The sequence below is a fragment of the Arthrobacter alkaliphilus genome (assembly GCF_021483235.1).
Lineage (GTDB): Bacteria > Actinomycetota > Actinomycetes > Actinomycetales > Micrococcaceae > Arthrobacter > Arthrobacter alkaliphilus.
Map to the genome: position 1 here is coordinate 310,919 of NZ_JAKEEC010000001.1, position 15,024 is coordinate 325,942.

General features: G+C 66.1%; 14 protein-coding genes. 6 read left to right on the plus strand and 8 right to left on the minus strand.

Translation table 11 applies throughout. From position 1 onward, the window contains the following. Positions 1-61: 61 nt before the first annotated feature. Together L0B83_RS01425 and L0B83_RS01430 are read right to left on the minus strand one after the other, a co-directional pair. A complete protein-coding gene (locus tag L0B83_RS01425) occupies positions 62-289 on the minus strand; it encodes a Trm112 family protein (RefSeq protein WP_234756292.1) in 228 nt (75 codons plus the stop codon). 161 nt (positions 290-450) lie between these two features. Continuing rightward, on the minus strand, positions 451-825 hold the full coding sequence (locus L0B83_RS01430) for a DUF3499 domain-containing protein (protein ID WP_234756293.1): 375 nt from the start codon (positions 823-825) through the stop codon (positions 451-453). Between the two features lie 97 nt (positions 826-922). On the opposite strand from L0B83_RS01430, the gene L0B83_RS01435 reads away from it, so the two are divergent. Further along, positions 923-1,441, plus strand: coding sequence for a metallopeptidase family protein (locus L0B83_RS01435; protein ID WP_234756295.1), 519 nt, complete (start codon positions 923-925; stop codon positions 1,439-1,441). Here L0B83_RS01435 and L0B83_RS01440 read toward each other — a convergent pair. Genes L0B83_RS01440 through L0B83_RS01450 form a run of 3 tightly spaced genes read right to left on the minus strand, consistent with a single transcriptional unit; the run spans position 1,435 to position 6,948 of the window. Next, entirely contained in the window at positions 1,435-3,078 is a 1,644-nt protein-coding gene (locus L0B83_RS01440; protein WP_234756297.1) for a DUF5719 family protein, read from the minus strand. The genes L0B83_RS01435 and L0B83_RS01440 overlap by 7 nt on opposite strands. Next, positions 3,071-6,391 carry a glycosyltransferase family 2 protein gene (locus L0B83_RS01445; RefSeq protein WP_234756299.1) on the minus strand — a complete coding sequence of 1,107 codons (3,321 nt, stop codon included), beginning with the start codon at positions 6,389-6,391 and terminating at the stop codon, positions 3,071-3,073. Before L0B83_RS01445 ends, L0B83_RS01440 begins: the two co-directional genes overlap by 8 nt. A gap of 11 nt (positions 6,392-6,402) precedes the next feature. Then, positions 6,403-6,948: a WhiB family transcriptional regulator gene (locus tag L0B83_RS01450; protein WP_234756582.1), complete on the minus strand. Its 546-nt coding sequence runs from the start codon at positions 6,946-6,948 to the stop codon at positions 6,403-6,405. Positions 6,949-7,312: 364 nt separating this feature from the next. Here L0B83_RS01450 and L0B83_RS01455 point away from each other — a divergent pair, with 364 nt between their 5' ends. Then, complete coding sequence (locus L0B83_RS01455) at positions 7,313-8,011, plus strand: TIGR03089 family protein (RefSeq protein ID WP_234756301.1); 699 nt, start codon at positions 7,313-7,315, stop codon at positions 8,009-8,011. Between the two features lie 41 nt (positions 8,012-8,052). Here L0B83_RS01455 and L0B83_RS01460 read toward each other — a convergent pair whose 3' ends face one another. Next, positions 8,053-8,625 (minus strand): GtrA family protein, encoded by a 573-nt coding sequence (locus tag L0B83_RS01460; protein WP_234756303.1) that lies wholly within the window; start codon positions 8,623-8,625, stop codon positions 8,053-8,055. 184 nt (positions 8,626-8,809) lie between these two features. On the opposite strand from L0B83_RS01460, the gene L0B83_RS01465 reads away from it, so the two are divergent. The 4 genes from L0B83_RS01465 (at position 8,810) to L0B83_RS01480 (ending at position 12,847) form a co-directional block, all read left to right on the plus strand. Continuing rightward, entirely contained in the window at positions 8,810-9,997 is a 1,188-nt protein-coding gene (locus L0B83_RS01465; RefSeq protein WP_308193932.1) for a 5-(carboxyamino)imidazole ribonucleotide synthase, read from the plus strand. After that, positions 9,994-10,581 carry a 5-(carboxyamino)imidazole ribonucleotide mutase gene (gene purE, locus L0B83_RS01470; protein WP_234756305.1) on the plus strand — a complete coding sequence of 196 codons (588 nt, stop codon included), beginning with the start codon at positions 9,994-9,996 and terminating at the stop codon, positions 10,579-10,581. The genes L0B83_RS01465 and purE overlap by 4 nt, the downstream gene beginning before the upstream one ends. 77 nt (positions 10,582-10,658) lie before the next feature. After that, entirely contained in the window at positions 10,659-11,909 is a 1,251-nt protein-coding gene (manA, locus tag L0B83_RS01475; protein WP_234756307.1) for a mannose-6-phosphate isomerase, class I, read from the plus strand. Between the two features lie 2 nt (positions 11,910-11,911). Beyond that, on the plus strand, positions 11,912-12,847 hold the full coding sequence (locus L0B83_RS01480) for a lipid II:glycine glycyltransferase FemX (protein ID WP_234756309.1): 936 nt from the start codon (positions 11,912-11,914) through the stop codon (positions 12,845-12,847). 32 nt (positions 12,848-12,879) lie between these two features. On the opposite strand, the gene L0B83_RS01485 is transcribed toward L0B83_RS01480, so the two are convergent. Together L0B83_RS01485 and glpX are read right to left on the minus strand one after the other, a co-directional pair. Further along, a complete protein-coding gene (locus L0B83_RS01485; protein WP_234756310.1) occupies positions 12,880-13,833 on the minus strand; it encodes a hypothetical protein in 954 nt (317 codons plus the stop codon). Positions 13,834-13,974: 141 nt separating this feature from the next. Then, on the minus strand, positions 13,975-14,994 hold the full coding sequence (gene glpX, locus L0B83_RS01490) for a class II fructose-bisphosphatase (protein WP_234756587.1): 1,020 nt from the start codon (positions 14,992-14,994) through the stop codon (positions 13,975-13,977). Between the last annotated feature and the right edge of the window lie 30 nt (positions 14,995-15,024).

Consider the following 15,024-nt stretch of genomic DNA (forward strand, 5'->3'; position numbering starts at 1 on the left):
CTTTGGAAGTACCTAATGGTCGAGTCAGTCGAGTCAGTCGAGTCAGTCGAGTCAGGGGGGCTCAGGCGCCGTGCTGGCCTGCGTCGTGCTGGCCTGAGGTCGCGGCGTTGGCGGCGGCCAGCAGCTCCGGGGGCAGAAGCAAGGGGATTCCGTCCTGGATCGCATAGCGGAGCTTCTCGCCCGAGGGGCCCGGGTCCGTCGAGACAAGTTCCTCGCCGTCCTGCTCCAGCGGGGACCCGGTGACGGGGCACCGCAGGATGGACAACAATTCAGGACTGACCTTTGGCATGGTTGAAGCTCCCTGGATGGCATCTCGCGGACACCTGTGGACAGATATGGCAGCTTCCAGAGTACAACCCAGCGGCTCGGCACACGGTGTCACAAGCCTTGTTGCACGGGAGCCGCGACACATTCGGCAGGACGACGTGCGGTTCCCGTCGCCTCAGGGGATCAGGACGGATCGCGCAGGATGCGCAGGTGGCGCCGTGTCCCCTCTGCGGGGGCGGGACCGTCAAAGGGTGCCCGGACCGTTCGCTGGTCCGGCGCGGCAGGCGCCGATGCGGCTTCGCGCACGGCATTCGCCAAGGCAAGGAGGTCGTCCGGCCCGGGCTGCGGCGGCGAGGACGGCATGGCGAGCCGCATGACTTCCCAGCCGCGCGGCACGGTCAGCGACTCGGCATGCTGCGAGCACAGATCGTAGGAATGCGGTTCGGCATACGTGGCCAACGGACCGAGTACGGCCGTGGACTCGGCGTAGACGTACGTCAAGGTAGCCACCGCGGACTGGCGGCAGGCTGATCTGGAACACTGACGAATTGCACCCACAACATCCCAGATTAGCCGGACTTGCCCGCGACGCGGTGCATTGCCCCTTTACGCGCATTATGTCGCGTTGGCCGAACCACGGGTCTAAAGTCGATATATGCAGTCACAGCACCACGTTCCGGGCTTCACAGTCCATTTGTCCGACACCGGGGACAGCCAGGAAACGACGACGGCGGGCACGTCCGTGCGCGGCTTCAGGGAGCGTCGCCGGAACCGCCACGGGCGGGGCTTGCGCGGCGAAATCATGCTCCCCAGCCTTCCCGGCTACCGGACGCGCGCGGAAAGGTTCGACGACCTCGTGCTCGATTCAGCAGAACGGCTGCAGGATATGTGGGGCAAACGGCTCGATGGAGTCTCGTTCGCGGTTGACGAGATCCCGCCGAACCTTGAGGAACTGGTGGCCCAACGCGCGGCGGCACCGATGGGCTCATACAGCCCGGCAGCCCACGGCGCGGGTCCCGTCATCACCATTTATCGGCGCGTCGTCGAGCAGGCCACCGGCGGTCGCGAGGACCTCCAGGACCTGGTGCACGACGTCGTCGTCGAGTACACGGCCGAGATGCTCGGCGTGCCGCCGGAGACCCTGGACCCCGTGTACCGCCGTCGTTATCAGTAACCGACCGTGACCTGCACCTTTTCGTGGCCGGCTGCGCCATTCTGGATGGCCAGGACCGAAATCCCGGGTTGGTCGCCCAAGCCAAGTACGAGCGCGCCGTAGGCCGGATCCCCCGCCGCCGAAACGATGTAGCCCGAGACCGGGGCGCCGTCGGACTTGTCCGGAACGCCGATGACCGCGGTAGTCCCCCCGGCGATGTCGACCGATTGCGCCTTGTGCACCTTGCCGTCCGAGGTGACCGGCGTGTAGGTGACGGTGGCCCTTCCAGTCGGCACTCCAAAGCTGAGGAAGCGGGTCCCGCCTTGGGGTACCGCCATCACATGCTGGCTTCCCAGTCGGACGGCCGCCGGGGACCAGGCGAAGTCAACGGGTTCCTCGGCCTTGAGTCCCCGCGTGACGCGGGAAGAAGCTGCGAAGGAAACATCGGACGTAGCACTGACGGTGTACATTCCGGCGGGGATGCCTTTGAGCGGCACCTCGGTCACCGAACCCGCTTTCGCGGTCACTGCTCCCCCGTCGGGCAAGGCGCGCTGGCCGTTCGGACCGTACAAGCGCACGTCCACGACGGCGTCCACGGGCCCGGGAACGGTGATCTGCAAGGCCGGAACGGCGTCGGCGAAACCGGGCTTGTCCGCGAGTGCCTTCACCGCGGCCGGGTCCTGGACGTCCACCCCGGTCATGACCTGGGAGTCCGCTGCGCCGGCTCCGGGAGTGATGAGCTCGACGCCACCGGCGGTGAGGCCCCGGAGGACGCTCTGCTGGATGGTCGACGCAACCGGCCCCCCGCTGCTGCGCAAATGCACTGAGAGCTGCCCCTCGTTCGGGGCGAGTCCGGCCAAGTTGATGGACCGGGAAGCTCCGGGCGAAACCAGCAAGCCACGGCTGTCCGGGGCTTGGATCCGTCCATGGGCACCGAACAGCTCGAGGCTGACGGTAGCGGGCGTGCCCGAGGGATTGCTGATGTTCAGCACCGCAGTTCGGCCCAGTGCGGTGTTCGCGCCCAGCAGCCATGCATCGTTGAGCGGTTGCTGGCAAGGTGCGGCCGCCAGCCCGCGGAGATCGCCGTCGCCCGCGGTGTAGCTCATTAGGCCCGCTACGGCGGCATTCTGGCCACTGATGGGGTCGGCACCCACTACGGTGACGTCGCCCGCGGGCCTCTGGGCCACGACTCCGGCGTTCAGCACGGGCGGCCCCGGCGTCGGGGTTGGTGAAGCTGTGGGAGGCTTGGCAACATCGGCAATCGGTGCACCACCGAGCGAGGCGAGGTTGCTCCCGGGAACGGAGCCGGCGGAATCGCTGAGCACCACGGCATCCAGGAAGCTCTTTGCCGAACGCGAAACCGGGCTGAACTGGCTGTCGGTCCCCGTGCCGGCTCCCTCCGGCAGGCGGAGGGGGGCCGGACACACTGCGGCAGTCCTGCCCGCGGGGACATCCGCCAGGGCCGGCGCCAGTGTTTTGCTTCCCGACGGCGACGGCAGGGTCGAAGCTGCCGATACCATCCCGGCCCCTGCGGCGAGGAGCAGCGCGGCGGAAAGCGCTCCCAACACAACGGCCTTGTTATTGTGCCCGGATTTGCGTTGGCCGCGCTTCCTCAGCGTCGGCCTTGGCTCGGGTGCCGGTCCTTGGTTGTCAGACACTGCTGTACTCCTTACGGAGGGAGTTTTGTTCCTTCAGGAGGACTGCTTTCGGCCGCCGGGCAGGCATGGGAATGGCCAGCAGGATGGTCAATCCAATCACCACAGCCTGCACAATGCTGAGCCAAGGCTCCCACACGGTGGTGTAGCGGATTTCGAGCTGGCCGCCGGCCGGCGGCAAAGTGAATGCCTGCGCCCATCCGGACGTCGTCGGGTTCAACGGGCGGCCATCAAGCCACGCGCTCCAACCGGCGTCTGCCCGCTCGGCGAGCACTACGAGGCGGCCATCCCCGCCGGCCGGGATATTGCCCGCGGCAGACGTTCCAACGGAGGGCAAAAGGGCAACGACGGCACCCTTTGCGTCCACCACCCTGACCCGGTGTGCAGTCTCAGCATCTGCTGCAGCGGCCCGGTTGAGCGGCGTGACCCGCCACAGCCACCCGGAATCCGTTTTGCCCACAGCCACCAGGCCGGGAACGGAATCTATCCGGTTGGCCGTGAGCTGGGCGGCAGGGTCAGCTGACTTCAGGACCACGAACCCGGCGCCGAGCTGTTCAAGGGCGGGCCGGGGGTCCACCCCTGTTCCCGCGACAATCGTGGCTACGGCTTTCCTGATGGAGGCGGTAGCGTCGTCGTCGGCCGTGAGGCGTTCCTGTCCGGGAGATCCCACGATGGAACGTCCGGCCGCGACAGTGGAGAGCGAATCCAAGGTTGTTCCGGCTCCGCGCATGAGCGATGAGGTGTACCCACCGTTGTCACCGGCGGTAATGACCAGCGTACGGCTCTGTTCCGGCCCCTGGCCGTGGTCGACGGCGGTGGCCGGCAAGGTACCCGCCCCTGAGGGCTGGACCAGGCGCGGCGTGCCCAGCGCCCCGCTGGCTGCAGGCGGGTTTCCGCCTCCTGCCAGGACATTCTGGGTTGCCCAGAGGCCCATGCCGGCCAGGGGTCCGGCAATGAGGAGGAGCGTTGCCACAGCGGAGACGACACGCACTGCCGCGCGTTGGACCGGGCGTCCGTCGTCGGTCTTGGCTTTCAGCTGAAGGAGGTTGTCTGCGCCGATCAACGCCGATCCGAGGAACGCGAACCCGGCGGCGGAAACAGCCGGTCCGGTGAAGGGGGTGACGAGCAGGTTGCCGTCGGCTGCTGTTGCAACGTGGCCGGCGAGCCATGCCCAGGCCAGGAACAGGAGGGCCCCGGCCCAGAGGAAACGCGCGACGCCGGACCGGTTTCCGGGCACGATGAGCGAGGCGATGGACAGGATCAGCACCGGCGCACCGAGCAAGAGGGCAAGCGCCAGTGCCCACGGAATGCCGGACGGGCCGAATAATGCCAAGCCGGGCAAACCGCCGTTGGCGTCGAACTTCAAGGGCTGGCCAAGCAATTGTTGCCACAACGGTGCGGCGTCGAACCCGAGCGGGACACCCGGATCGGCCAGCATGGTGCGGGGCCGTTCAAGCGCCGAAAGGACGTAAGGCGCAAGGAGCGCGGCACTGGGAAGCAGCGACCACCATATAGTCCGTCCCCTCCGCCCCAAGGCGATGCCGCAAACGATGATGAGGAGGGCAAAGGGAGGAAGCAACGACGGCGCCGAGGCCGTCACAATGGCCAGTGCCAAGCCGGCGCCGGCTGCTGCTGTCCACGACGGAGTGCCGTTGACGCCCGGCTTGCCCGGAAGCGGCTTGGCTGCGAAGCGCCCGGAGGACTGGATCTGGTCCAGCGTAGTCCCGCGTCCCAGGGCCGATCCGGTGGCGCGGAAGAGGGCCAGCACCAGCAAAGGCATCACGACGTGGGCCAGGAGGGCGCCAACCCTGCCCTGGTTTACTGCGACTTCGAGCGCGGGCGCGCCGGCCCAGATCAGTGCTGCAATGAAGCGGTAGCGGCGCAAGGTAGTCATCGCGCCCGCGGCAAACCAGGCGCCCAATCCTGACAGCGGCATCGCCAGCAGCAACAGCCACACGATGGCCCTGCCGGAGTCGCCGCCCCCGAGCAGCGACACAAACCACAGGATGTAGGCAAACGGATCCCCGTGCCCGGGCAAACCCGCACCCAGGCCAATCCACCACGTGGACGCGGACCGCCAGATGTCGCCGGCGGCGGACAACGGCAAGAGGCCGCCTCCGGTGGCCCCGTCTGCTCCGAGGAGACCAAGCAGTCCCACGATGGAGGCGGCCAGCGCAATGAATCCGGCGGCCACCGCGCCAGTGCCGATCCAAACCCGCTCATTCGTGGCCAGGGCCACGAAATCGTCACCGGCGTCGCCGCTCGGTTCCTGGGCCAGGGAGTCCGACTCCGGGAATTCGTCCGCGCCGATCGCCTCCACAAGCGAGCGGCGGTGGGCCCAGACCTCGCGCCGCGGAGTCTGCAGGCCCTTGACCATCGACCGTGGCACGCGTCGCGTCCGGGCGGCGTTCCGCCGGGAACGCCAAATCGCCCCGGGACGGGCGAGCGCCGCGACGGTGGCGCCAAGCTGCGAAATTCCGTGGCCGGGCTCTTTGACCAGGATGCTCAGGACGAGCCTGACCAGGCTCCCAAGCAGCGCGCCGACCGCGTGCAGCGGGACCTTCCACGGCGAAGCGTGGGTGAGCCTCAAATGGATTTGGCTCTTGCGTGCGGCCGCGGGCGTGGCCAACGCGTGGGGACGGTTCTCCACGTGGAACATGCGCGCCGCCGGAACCACCACAACCCTGTTGCCCGCAAGCCAGTTGCGCCAACAGAAATCGACGTCGTCCCCCACGCCTGGAAGTGCGGGGTCGAAGCCGCCCAGCTGCTCCCAGGCATCGCGGCGGATCAGCATGCCCGCGGAGTTCACCGCGAAGGTGTCCGTGCGTCCGTCGTACTGGCCCTGGTCGAGCTCGTCGGCTTCGATGAGCGTCAGCCGTTCGGCCCAGCGGCTTGTGGACAGGCCGGCGTCGATGAGCCTGCGCTCGGCATTCCAGGCCAGTTGCTTGCAACCTGCCACAGTGACCGAAGGGGCGCGTTCGACCGCTTGGAGCAGCTCCGCGAGCGCATCCGGGGCGGGAGCGGCGTCGTCGTGCAACAACCAGATCCATTCCACGGTGCCCGGCTCCCGCGAAGGTGGCGCCAAACGGGCGAGGCCAGCCGTGACGGCCGCACCGAAACCTGTTTTGTGTTCGCTTGTGCTGATCACATTGGCCTTGCCGAGGGCACGCTGCAACAACACGACGGACGTGTCGCGGGAGCCCGTATCAATGCCAATGGCGGCATCTGCCGGACGCGTCTGGTCCAGCAGAGCCGCCAGGGTTCTGGGGAGATAGTTACCGCCGTCGTGCGAAACGACGACGGCGGTAACGTGCACTGCCTTGAGAATCAGACCGCTCGCTTCCTCAGCCTGCGGCGCTCACGCTCGGAGAGGCCGCCCCAGATACCAAAACGTTCATCGTTGGCGAGTGCGTATTCAAGGCACTGCGAACGGACATTGCATGCACCGCAAACCTTTTTGGCGTCCCTGGTGGATCCACCCTTCTCAGGGAAGAACGCTTCCGGGTCCGTCTGGGCGCACAAGGCGTCGGTCTGCCATCCGAGTTCACCTTCGTCGTCGAAGTCCCCTTGGCGTGGAAGCCCGATCCACACCGGCTGGGCCGGGTTGTCAAACGGACGGCGCACCTCCATGGGAGGATCGTCGAGATCGTCCTCCGGATCTGCGGGCGAGCCGCCCACGAGAGCTTCGTGGGCCGCAAGAAAGGCTGTTGCCTCGTCTTCCAGCGCTTCCCGGGTGGTCTCTTTATAGCGGTCCGCCGCTTGCGGATCTGCCGGGTCTACATACCAGTCCCCCGGAACTTCGCGCGACCGGTACTTCACAGACGCAATCTCCGCGACGACTGCATCTTCCTGGATCCGCAACGCTTGCCCCATGGCGTCCCTCCTGATGTTTGCAGCTGCTACCGTGCTCATTCGGTACTCGGTTATGTACCCGATACTCCCGCAGCGGCGTTCGATATCTAATTACACGCGTGTAACTACCGGGCCGTCAAGCCGCGCCGGGATAATAATCAACTTTCCTCACTAAATCCGGCCGCGCCACGCCCGCGAATTTTCCGGCCCATCCGCGCGCTTCCGCGGGAAACGGAAGCTTCGACTCACTTAAGATGACTTTTCGTTGAATTTTCGGGAAACTGCTTGACCCTCCTGAGTGCGGTTCAAATGGCATCCCCGGGCCGATGTGGCGCAATTCACAACCGCCGTCACCATGCCGGACACCCCGTGGCAAGATGTAGCCATGAGCACCCCCGCGATGAACCTGATGGCAGCCCTGCGTTCCGGGCACTCCTCATCCCCCCGGCTGACCTGGTACGGGCCGGACTCTGAACGCGTAGAGCTCTCAGGACGGGTCCTGGACAATTGGGTGGCCAAGACCAGCAACCTGCTCCAGGACGAGTTCGACGCCGAGCCCGGCATGAGCCTTCGCCTGGACCTGCCGGCCCATTGGAAGTCCCTCGTTTGGGCGCTGGCCGGATGGCAGCTCGGCATGGAACTCGTGCTCGACGGAGGCAGCGCCGACCTGCTCGCCACGGACACCCCCGACGACGTTGCGGGAGCCGGATTCGACGCGGTCGTCGCCGTTCCCCTTGCGGCACTCGCGATGCGCTGGCCGGGAGAACTGCCCGCCGGCGTCGTCGACTACGCGGCTGAAGTCCGTTCCCACGGCGATGTGTTCATGGCACACGCCGAACCGGACGCCGCGCTGCCGGCCCTGCGCGGGCCTGGAGACGGACTCTCGCACGGTAAGTTGCTGGACGGTTTCGCCAAGGAACACGACGCCGGTGTCCGGCTGCTGGTGCGCGCCGCCGACGGCCTGGAGTCGGCACTCGCGGACTCCCTGGGTGCGTGGAACAAAGACGGTTCAGTGGTCCTCGTGCACCCGGACGTCGAAGTCACGAAGCACCTGCTGGAGAACGAACGCGTCAGCGGCGCCTGAGCGCGTCAGTACTGAGCGCGTCTCAGCGGCGCCCGAGCGGGTCAGCGGCGCCCGACAGCGCCTTCGCCTTGATCCGAGTCAGTCTCGGCGCTGGCTGCATGCATGGCCTGGGCTTTGGCCCTGTGGTGGGCTTCGATGATCTCGTGGTCATGCGAGAACGCCGGCTCTTCGTCGAGCTCCTTGTTGAAGACGAGGAAGCGGTAGGCGAAGAAACGCACCACAGTCGCCACGAGGATGCCGAGGATCCCGGCGGCGAAGAGGATGTTCTTGTCCTGGATGTTCATGCCGTATTTGGCGATGGCGGTGAAGCCTGTGGAGATACCGATGCCAATGCCGTTGATGAGGATGAACATCACGAACTCGCGCAGCACGTTCTGCTGGCGGCGGTGGCGGAAGGTCCAGAGGCGGTTGGCGATCCAGGAGAACACGGTGGCCACGGTGGCACCGACGAAACGTGCTTTCGCTTCGCTGTCCGACATCGGGCCGTGCATGAGGTACAAGGTCACGCCGTTATCTATGACGAACCCAACACCGCCGACAGCGCCGAACTTGGCGACTTCGCGCCAAAAAAGCGAAGCGAGTCCGCGGATGCGATCTGCAAGTGAGTTGATCATGACCCTCCATGGCCGTTGTTCTAGGGGGCCGATGGGCCGAAGCCTCCATTTTAGCTCCGATTTCTTGGAACTCGCCTGTGTATTCCATGTCGATGGCCTCCGGGGCGTCGTTCCGGGGCCGCATTCCGGGGAGCCGGGTGAGCAGAATCCGGGAACCAGCCGCTGGTTCGGTAGGCTGAACCTTGTGACTTTTCCTGTGATTGGCGTGGTGGGCGGCGGACAGCTCGCACGAATGATGGCCCCGGCCGCAACGGCTCTCGGCTTTGAACTGCGGGTCCTCGCCGAAGGTGAGGACGTTTCCGCGGTCAAGGCCGTGGCGACGGCTCCCGTTGGCGACTATAAGGACCTCGGCGCACTCTTGGAGTTCTCGCAAGGTCTGGACGTGATGACCTTCGATCACGAGCACGTTCCCACCGAGCACCTCAGGGCCCTGATCGAAGCCGGAGTCAACGTCCAGCCCGGGCCGGATGCCTTGGTGCACGCGCAAGACAAACTCGTGATGCGCGCTGCGATCGACCGCTTGGGGCTCCCCAATCCGGCGTGGGCTGCGGTCCACGGCGTCGAGGACCTCGTGGCGTTCGGTGAGCAGACCGGTTGGCCGATCGTCTTGAAGACCCCGCGCGGAGGCTACGACGGCAAGGGCGTGCGGATCGTCCACTCCGCCGACGACGCCCGGAGCACCGCTGACTGGTTCGACGCCATGAGCCCGCTCCTGGCCGAAGAGAAGGTTGACTTCAGCCGCGAGCTTTCCGCGCTGGTTGCCAGGACCCCCGACGGCGAATCCCGCGCCTGGCCTGTTGTCCACACCGTCCAGGTGGACGGTGTCTGCGACGAAGTGATCGCGCCGGCACAGGACATTCCCGTTGAGGTCGCGGCGGCGGCCGAAGAGGCTGCGCTGCGGATCGCCAATGAACTCGGCGTCACGGGCGTCATGGCCGCGGAACTATTTGAAACGCCCGGCGTCGGAGTCGGGTTCCTGGTGAACGAGCTCGCCATGCGACCGCACAACACGGGCCACTGGACGCAGGACGGGTCCGTCACGAGCCAGTTTGAACAGCACCTGCGCGCGGTCTTGAACCTTCCGCTCGGTGCCACCGACGCCTTGGGCGCGGTGGTTGTCATGAAGAACTTCCTGGGCGGCGACAACCAAGACCTCTTCAGCGCCTATCCCACGGCGCTGGCCTACGAACCGGCGGCGAAGGTCCACTGCTACGGCAAGTCTGTGCGGGCCGGCCGCAAGATCGGGCACGTGAACCTCGTCGGCAACTCGACGGCGGACGTCGACTCGATCCGACGCCGCGCCACCGTAGTGGCCGACATCATCCGCGACGGCCGTATGCCGGCCGAAACCACCTCCGAGGAGACCGCATGAGCGCAGAAAACATGGATGCCGCCGGTACGGCGAACGCCGCCCCGATCGTCGGCCTCGTCATGGGCTCCGACTCCGACTGGCCCGTCATGGAAGCCGCGGCCGACGCACTGGCCGAATTCGGCATCCCGTTCGAGGCCGACGTCGTCTCCGCCCACCGCATGCCCACGGAAATGATCCGCTACGGCCAGACAGCCCATGACCGCGGCCTCCGCGTCATCATCGCCGGTGCAGGCGGGGCAGCGCACTTGCCGGGCATGCTCGCCTCAGTCACCCCGCTGCCCGTCATCGGGGTCCCCGTCCCGCTGAAGACCCTGGACGGCATGGATTCCCTGCTGTCCATCGTGCAGATGCCCGCCGGCGTTCCCGTGGCCACGGTTTCCATCGGCGGCGCCCGCAATGCCGGCCTCCTCGCAGTGCGCATGCTGGCGTCCGGAACCGATGAGCTGGCCGTGAGGCTTCGCGGCGAGCTGCTCGAATTCGCCCAGGACCTCAACAACACCGCCACCGAGAAAGGCGCCCGGCTCCGCGACAAGGTCGCCGAAGTCTTCTCCCACGCGAACGTCTCCGCCCGGGGCAGTCGCTAGGAGTCATGGCCGCCGCTACGAGTCCATCCCCGGCATTGTCCGAATGCACCGTCCCGCAATGACAAGGATCCCCCGCCGTGTACCCGCTTGAGAATGTTCTCCGCCCCTACGCATGGGGCTCGACGACGGCGATAGCCACCCTCCTGGGAAGGCCCGCCTCAGGCGGGCCCGAGGCGGAGTTGTGGATCGGAGCCCACCCGGACTCGCCCTCCAAGGCCACCCGTCCGGATGGGTCTTCCGTGGCCTTGGACGCCCTGGTCGGCGGGGATCCCGTGCACTTCCTGGGAGAAGCGAGCGTGGCGGAATTCGGTCCCCGCCTGCCGTTCCTCACCAAGCTCCTTGCGGCAGACAAGCCCCTGTCTTTGCAGGTCCACCCTCGCCTGCAGCAAGCCAAGGACGGATATGCGAAGGAAAATGCCGCGGGTTTGGCAGCCGACGCGCCCGAGCGCAACTATCGCGACGACAACCACAAGCCGGAGATGATCTTTGCGCTGACCCCGTTTCAGGCCCTCTGCGGTTTCCGTCCGGCGGCCGATTCGCTGCGTGCCTTCGAGCACCTCGCCACGCTCCTGGACCTTGCCGCCGTCGACGTTCCGGATGTCATCGCGGGAGTCATAGCGGATCTCTCCGGGCCTGACGAGCCCTCGGCGCTCAAGGCTGCGTTCACCCGGCTGATTACCGGCGGGGACGCCGTCGCTGCCGCGACGGAGGACGTGGTGTCCATCTTGAAAGCTGGCGCGCCGATGGGTCAGCACACCGCGGAGCTCTCCACGTTGGTGGATATCAACCATGAGTTCCCCGGCGATCCCGGGGTCCTGATTTCCCTGCTCTTGAACCTTGTCTTCCTGTCTCCGGGCGAATCGGTGTACCTGCCGGGCGGAAACGTCCACGCGTACCTGAAAGGCCTCGGTATGGAGGTGATGGCGGCATCGGACAACGTGCTCCGCGGCGGCCTTACCCCCAAGCACATCGACGTCCCGGAACTGCTGAAGACCATCGAATTCGCTTCCCTCGGCGTACCCCGCATCGAGCCCAGGATCTCCATACTCGGCCAGGATCTCTATGTGCCGCCCTTTAAGGAATTCCAGCTCCAGCGCATTGAGTTGGCTCCCGGAGCGGAACCGGTGCCGATGGCGCAGGCCGGTCCCGCCGTCGTCGTCGTGGTTTCGGGTTCCGTAGTGCTGGATTCCCCCAAGAGCGAGCTAGGCCTGGAGCGTGGCGGAAGCGCCTTCATCCCGGCATCCGAAGAACCCGTGATCGTGCACCCGGTTACCGGCGCAACAGAAACCAGCGTCGCCTTCGCCGTCACAACAGGCTTGGGGAACTAGCGGTGGAATACTTCCTGCAAACGCCCGCGTGGGCGTCCTTCCAGCGATCCCTCGGCCGCACCGTGCACGAGGAGTCCGGACCGGGGTGGCGCTTCCTCGCCGTGGAGGAAAGGAACCCGGCCGGCAAGGTCATCTACACGCCGTACGGACCCGTGGCCGACTCGTTGGAAGCCTTCGATGAAGCGCTGGCCGCACTCGTGGCGATTGCCCGCCGCAGCCGCGCCGTCTTTGTGCGGATGGAACCGGTCACTGCCGGGTTCGAAACCGCCGACGCCGGCAGGGTGCTCCGGGAGCGCGGCCTGCAGCCGGCGCCGTCCAACCAGCAGCCGGAGCTGAGCTGGATCGTGGATCTGGACGGAGACTTCAAGGACGTCCTGGCGGGCATGAAACCCACCAACAGGAACCTGTACCGCAACATCCACAAGAAGGGTGTCACGTTCCGGTCCTCGCAGGACCCCGAAGAGATCTCGGTGCTCCTGAAGTTCCTGCACATGACGGCTGAGCGCAACGGCTTCAAGCCCCAGAGCGACGACTACCTGCGCTCGGTGGCCCGGTCCCTCATGCCGGCCGGTGCCGGTACCCTGTTCATCGCCGAGCTCGAGGGCGAACCCATCGCGGCCGCCTTGGCCTACGACTCCGCCGACACGCGAACGTACGCCCACGCGGCCCTCGATGACACGCACCGCAAGCTCAGCGCGGGCATTCCGTTGCTCGTGACGCTCATGGCCGATGCCAAGGACAAGGGGCTCAAGCACGTCGACTTGTGGGGAGTTGCCCCTGAGGACGAGCCTGACCACAAGTGGGCCGGATTCACTGCCTTCAAGAAGTCCTTCGGAGGCCGTGAAATCGCCTACCCCGGCACATGGGACCTTCCGGTGAACAAGCTGCGCTACCGCGCCTATGAGCTGGCGAGGAAACTGCGGGACAAGCTCCGCTAGGGTTCCTCCGCGCGAACAGGCAGCAGATGCCCTCAAAATCCGATTCTGCGGTCACCTGCTGCCAACTCGCGGCCAACCCACAGTGCCCGCCGCACTTTCTCCACCACTGCCGGCCGGGGCCCGAGCAAATCCTCATGGTGGACCCGGACTTCGCGCCAACCCAGCCGTTCGGTCAGCGCTTGTCGCCTGATGTCCCTCTTGTATTGCTCATCCTCCCCGTGATGACCACCGTCGTACTGGAGGGAGACTTGCTGCTTGGGGTACGCGGCATCGGGCCACACGGCGGGGGCACCCCACTCATTGAAGATGACGTGGTTCAGCGTGGGTTCAGGCAAACCTGCATGCAGCAATATGAGGCGCATTTGCGTTTCCTGCGGCGAATCCGCGCCGGCTCTAACCAGGTCCAGGGCCAGCCGGGCCTTCCGTACGCCGCGCATTCCCGGATGGGCTGCGACCGTCGCCTTCAAGTCGTCGACAGTCGCCAACGCCTTGCGCGGCCTGGGATGGTGTTCGCCGTGCTCGACGACGATCGAGTCTCCCGCCGCGACAATGTCGTCGATACTCATCAGCTGGGCCAAGTCCAGCCACGTCCGCGCGGGCGAGGTGAGCCGGACGCCGTCGAGCACTATCACTTCGCCCGGTTTGAATGTCAGTTGGTGCCCAACGACATTCCGCCTCCGCGGTTTCCATCTCTCACCCGGGCGTGCCAGGTGAATCCGCCAGTCCGCGTCATGTGCTTTGGACAGGCTGATGCCATAGATCCGCGCCGCGGAACCATGGCTCAGGCAGCACTCCGGATCGAGCTCGATGTACCCCCGCAAGTGCTCTGCCACTGTCCCTGTGCAGTGTAGCGGCAGGCGCAGTCCCCGTGACAAGGTCACAATGCCCTCGCGGCGCAGTTGCTTCTGGCTCAGTCCGAGGGTCTCCGCGGCCGACGCCGGAAACGAACCGTTTGGAAGCTGCGCGGGCATCGGAGTGCGGGACATGCCCAATTGTTGCCCGGCTTCGAGCCCTAAATTGGGTTATCCACAGGACGGATTCCGCGATTTAACGCGAACTGGCAGCAAATGCCGCCAAAATTCAATTTAGAGGGCATTTGCTGCCAGTTCGCGCAGGACGTTGGGGCCTTACTTGCGGGCGTAGGTTTCCCACTTGTTGGCGTGGTGCTCGGCATCGACGAAACGGATGGTGCCGGACTTGGAGCGCATCACGATCGACTGGGTCAGGACCTTGTCCTTGGAGTAGCGCACGCCCTTGAGGAGATCGCCGTCGGTAATACCGGTGGCGGCGAAGTAGCAGTTGTCGCTCGTCACGAGGTCGTTCGTGGACAGCACGCGCTCAAGGTCGTGGCCGGCGTCGATGGCCTTCTGCTTCTCGTCGTCGCTCGTGGGCCACAGGCGGCCTTGGATGACGCCGCCAAGGGACTTGATGGCACATGCAGCAACGATGCCTTCAGGGGTGCCGCCGATGCCCATGAGGGCGTCGACGCCGGTACCGGAACGTGCGGCGGCAATGGCGCCAGCCACGTCGCCGTCCATGATGAACTTCGTGCGGGCGCCGGCCTCGCGGATTTCCTCCACCAGCGGGCGGTGGCGGTCGCGGTCCAGGATCATGACGTTGAGCTGGTTGACCTTGACGCCTTTGGCCTTGGCGATCAGGTGCAGGTTCTGCTTCACCGGCAGGCGTAAGTCCACCATGTCCGCCGCTTCAGGGCCCGTGACGAGCTTCTCCATGTAGAACACGGCGGAGGGATCGAACATGGTGCCGCGTTCGGCAACCGCGAGCACGGCGAGGGCATTGTTGATGCCCAGTGCCGTCAGGCGGGTTCCGTCGATAGGGTCGACGGCGACGTCGCACTCGGGTCCGGTGCCGTCACCGACGCGCTCGCCATTGAAGAGCATCGGGGCTTCGTCCTTTTCGCCCTCGCCAATGACAACGACGCCGTTGAAATGGACGGTGTGGAGAAAGGAGCGCATGGCGTCAACGGCGGCGCCGTCCGCCTTGTTCTTGTCGCCGAAACCGACCCAGTGGCCGCCGGCGATGGCGGCAGCTTCGGTGACCCGGACGAGTTCGAGGGCCAGATTGCGGTCCGGCTCGTCGGTCCCGACGGCGAGCGCCGGCGAAATCGTGGAATACTTCTGGGACATTGGCGCTGGAGACACGTGAACCTCTTCTTC

What these genes read in the sequence shown, in the direction of transcription:
- L0B83_RS01450 (WP_234756582.1), bottom strand. Translation starts at nt 6,948, where the DNA reads ATGGGGCAAGCGTTGCGGATCCAGGAAGATGCAGTCGTCGCGGAGATT.
- purE (WP_234756305.1), top strand. Translation starts at nt 9,994, where the DNA reads ATGAGCGCAGAAAACATGGATGCCGCCGGTACGGCGAACGCCGCCCCG.
- L0B83_RS01455 (WP_234756301.1), top strand. Translation starts at nt 7,313, where the DNA reads ATGAGCACCCCCGCGATGAACCTGATGGCAGCCCTGCGTTCCGGGCAC.
- glpX (WP_234756587.1), bottom strand. Translation starts at nt 14,994, where the DNA reads ATGTCCCAGAAGTATTCCACGATTTCGCCGGCGCTCGCCGTCGGGACC.
- L0B83_RS01435 (WP_234756295.1), top strand. Translation starts at nt 923, where the DNA reads ATGCAGTCACAGCACCACGTTCCGGGCTTCACAGTCCATTTGTCCGAC.
- L0B83_RS01425 (WP_234756292.1), bottom strand. Translation starts at nt 289, where the DNA reads ATGCCAAAGGTCAGTCCTGAATTGTTGTCCATCCTGCGGTGCCCCGTC.
- L0B83_RS01485 (WP_234756310.1), bottom strand. Translation starts at nt 13,833, where the DNA reads ATGTCCCGCACTCCGATGCCCGCGCAGCTTCCAAACGGTTCGTTTCCG.
- L0B83_RS01460 (WP_234756303.1), bottom strand. Translation starts at nt 8,625, where the DNA reads ATGATCAACTCACTTGCAGATCGCATCCGCGGACTCGCTTCGCTTTTT.